This is a genomic window from Roseiconus lacunae, assembly GCF_008312935.1.
Classification (GTDB): Bacteria; Planctomycetota; Planctomycetia; order Pirellulales; family Pirellulaceae; genus Stieleria; species Stieleria lacunae.
In genome coordinates, this window is the sequence record NZ_VSZO01000018.1 from 1 (window position 1) to 3678 (window position 3678).

Below are 3678 nucleotides of genomic sequence, written 5' to 3' on the forward strand. Positions count from 1 at the left end.
GCCGGACGAACCATGTGATGAACGGGAGTCGCGGGCGCTGCTGTTTCCTGAGTTCACGATGTTTGGCCGCGACCCCGTTATCACCAACGTTCTGTCGACTCAGCGAAAGGGAGTTCAATCATGGCTGTGAAGATGGGCCACTTTCTTCAGCAGGTCAAACTCGAAAAGGCGATTCGGCATCGGAACCGATTCTTCTTGACGCCTGAACTTGCTAATTACCTAAATTCGATTGTCGAATCAGCAGCCGCACATTTTACGACCGAGATAGTTGCTGACGAGAGCGTATTTCGGGCACGGCGGCACTCTGTGCTTCCGTCGGAATCGCACGTTCCGTACATGCACGAACACAAACCCGACCCACACCCCAAGGGCCGAATGGGCGCACCGCCGTCGCACATGGCAACTGCTGGTCGCTTAAACGCGGCTGGGATCCCTTACCTCTACGCAGCGTCCGACAAATTGACAGCGGTCGCGGAAGTTCGGCCGTGGGTTGGTGCGTATTTGTCTGTCGCGCAATTACGGCTCACCAAACCCGTCAAGCTAATCGACATGCGTCTTCGTGAATCTTCGGATTCTAAGCCAGCGCAAATTGAGGCGGAGTTCGAGCAGTTCTGGAGTCTGTGGCAAGAAACTATCTGCTGGAGTTTTTCATTGCCGCACCATCCTGAAGACAATACTGCGTACACACCGACTCAGTATTTCGCTGCAGCTTTTCACAATGCGGGGCTTGACGGTATCATCTACTCCAGTTCATTGAACTGGGGCGGATTCAACTACGCGTTCTTCGATCCGAAGATTGCGGTTGTTGAGTCCGTGGAGCTTGAACGTGTAGACTCAGTGAGGTACGAGCTGGCGACAGAACAATGACATGCACCGAAGGACGCGAGTCGAGAGGGTTGGCAATGGCAAGTCTTTCGCGCGTCCTCGGTGATGTCCGACGTTCCACTCGGGTCATGCTCGTGACCGACGCCTGTCGATGATGTTCGTGATCTCAACGCTCGTTGGCCCAATTGATTTCACGGGACCTCCGTTTCCTGTTGATTCGCATTTGATGTCGTGGTTCTGATTCGTGAATGATTGACTGGCCTGACTGCGACTCGGCTGGTGGTAAATTTGATGACGGTTGGCCCACCTGATTTCGTCGGACCTCTGTTTCCCGGGATTCGCATTTGATGTCATGGTTTCAAAGGCTGCCAAATCGATTGATCCGACCGATACTGCCGGTGTGACGACTGGAGATTTCCCTTGGCGGTTTTGACTTGATAGACTGTCTTTCAGCGGCGATGGTTCCGATTGTCGCCGATCGTAAGCAACGTGGAACAATGCGATGCACACCGAGCCGCGGAGATGTTGTTGTTGAAGTGGTTGATCGTCCGCCGCGGCCGGGTGATCGCCAGCGTTCGTCGTGCTACTTCATGATCGTTGGTCTATTCGCCTTCGAATGCGAATCAGATCCGACGCCTGTCTTTGTGGCTGGAACCAAGCCCATCGCTTCGCGACGCGACCTCTGTTTCCTGTTGATCGCACTTGATGTCGCGGTTTGATAAATCATCTTTTCCAATCGGATGATGGCTTGGTTGTTCGCAACGGATGTCACTTTCGTCGTGCCGGATGACTCGCGTAGGGGCCCATTGATTGACAACGGAACATCAGTCGCCTATCGATCGCACCTGATGTCGCGGAATGTTAAGCGTTTCCATCACCTAACATTCGGCAGCAATGGTTCGTGATCCTATACGCCCGTTGCGTTGTCGCGGTGGAGTCTTCGGATGCCCTAACACTCGGTCGCAGCCAAGCGATCGGCCAACCGCCGACTCCGGTACCACCGTTCGCACACACGATGCTGCTCCCGACCCAGACTGATGGATCGCCCCATGCTGCTTAGCGATTGTTACAATGAATTACGTCCGTCCAACTCCATACCGGCGACAACCGTAAATCGACGAACCAATCGATGCACGTGAGCCGCCGAGTTGGGTTCATTGAAGTGGTGAGTCGTTCGCGGCGGCCACGTGATCGTTACCGTTCGTCGTGCTACTTCACGATCGTTGGTTCATTCACCTTCGAATGCGGATCAGATCCGACGCCTGTCTTTGTGGCTGGAGCTGGGCCCATTGCTTCGTGACGCGACCTCTGTTTCCTGGTGATCGCTCTTGATGTCACGGGGGGATAGGTCATCTTGTCCAAACGGAATTTGGCTTGGTGATTCGCGGCGCAAGTCACTTTTGTCTTACCGGATGACTCACGTAGTGGCCCATCGATTGACAACGGAACAGTAGTCGCCTGTTGATCGCACCTGTTATAGCGGTTTGGCTGTTGCTCCTGGCTCAACCTACTGATTTACATACCGGCCCATCCAATACCGACGATACCTCTGTCGCTCGTTGATCGCTCTTGGTGTTACGGTTTGATGTCGGAATTCTGACTGATGTTGACGCTCCGGTCATTCTGGAATTGCTACAATGATTTTGCGCCGTCCAACTTTCAGCCGACGGCAACCGTAGGCATGACGAACCATGTGATGAACGGGAGTTGCGGCGCAGTTGATTGCTGAGTTCACGATGCTTGGCCGCAACCCCGTTATCACCAACGTTCCCCGACTGAAATGCAACGTTTACCGCACGACATGGATCGACAAGACAACGTACGACTTGAACTCTATGCGTCACCGGATACCGGTCATGAGTCTGGCTTCGTTGCTGACGGATACGAACGTTTGATTTCCGCTGTTGAATCTGACGCACGTCAGATCGTCGAGGCTAAATACGCGGACGAATGGAATGCAAGCGGGCTGCTCCGAAGGTGGAACCTACAACGGAAAATGGACGCTGAAATCTCGGCGATGGTCGCCGAAATGATGCCTGACGTTTCGCCCGACGCTTTGTTCTGATTTTACATTCGTACACTTGCCCCCGCTCAGTGCAGGTATCAGACTGCCGTCCGTTCTCGATTGAATGCGGCGGGGAACCAGACGATGCACGTGAGCCGCCGAGTTGAGTTCATCGAAGTGGTCAGTCGTTCGCGGCGGCCACCTGATCGTTACCGTTCTGGCAAAAAAATGATGAAACGCGCACTGATTGGGTTTGTCGCCTTGTGTTCCGTTTCAATTTCTGTCGTTCTCGTCTCTCCAGCAACCCATTGGGATGGCGCGTTTCCACTTTCCATTGATGTAGTCGCGGTGGAAACGGTCGATCGCAATTCGATTACCTATTACCAATGTTGGAGCGAGGTTCAGGCACGCTGGATTTGCGAGTATCATCCGGAATCAGCCGTCGATTTTCGATTACCAGCAGAGCGAGATGACAACAGCGACAGGATCTTTGTTGAACATAGTGGAACCAGACGATTTTTTGGGATGATTGCGACGTACCAGCGTCCACCTAAGCTTTGTGTACAATTTGACGTCGTACGGATGGATCGTAAAACTCGATGCAGGAAAGCGATTGCGATTCCTCGTGCTCGAGACCAGCGATCATTGACTCTTAACTTGCCGTAGACTGCCAGAACAATGAAATGCACGGGAGGACGGGAGTAGCGTTTCCTGACTGCTTGCAAGTCTTTCGCCCGTCCCCCGTGATTTCCGACGTTCGTCGTGCTTGGTCACGATGGTCTGTTCTTCTAGCTTCGAATTCGGCTTAACGCACAAGCCGGATATGGTGACCGCGGTCGGCCCATCGC

General features: G+C 53.5%; 2 protein-coding genes. Both read left to right on the forward strand.

Annotated elements, in window-relative coordinates; all coding sequences use genetic code 11:
• The first annotated feature begins 375 nt into the window (after positions 1-375).
• The gene (locus FYC48_RS21120; RefSeq protein ID WP_160149682.1) at positions 376-867 is read left to right on the forward strand and encodes an RES family NAD+ phosphorylase; all 492 of its coding nucleotides are present in this window, start codon (positions 376-378) and stop codon (positions 865-867) included.
• Positions 868-2605: 1738 nt separating this feature from the next.
• Entirely contained in the window at positions 2606-2890 is a 285-nt protein-coding gene (locus FYC48_RS21125) for a hypothetical protein (RefSeq protein ID WP_149498793.1), read from the forward strand.
• Positions 2891-3678 lie beyond the last annotated feature (788 nt).

Excerpts from the sequence above, each read along its gene's own strand:
- FYC48_RS21120 (WP_160149682.1), top strand. The coding sequence starts at position 376 with ATGGGCGCACCGCCGTCGCACATGGCAACTGCTGGTCGCTTAAACGCG.
- FYC48_RS21125 (WP_149498793.1), top strand. The coding sequence starts at position 2,606 with ATGCAACGTTTACCGCACGACATGGATCGACAAGACAACGTACGACTT.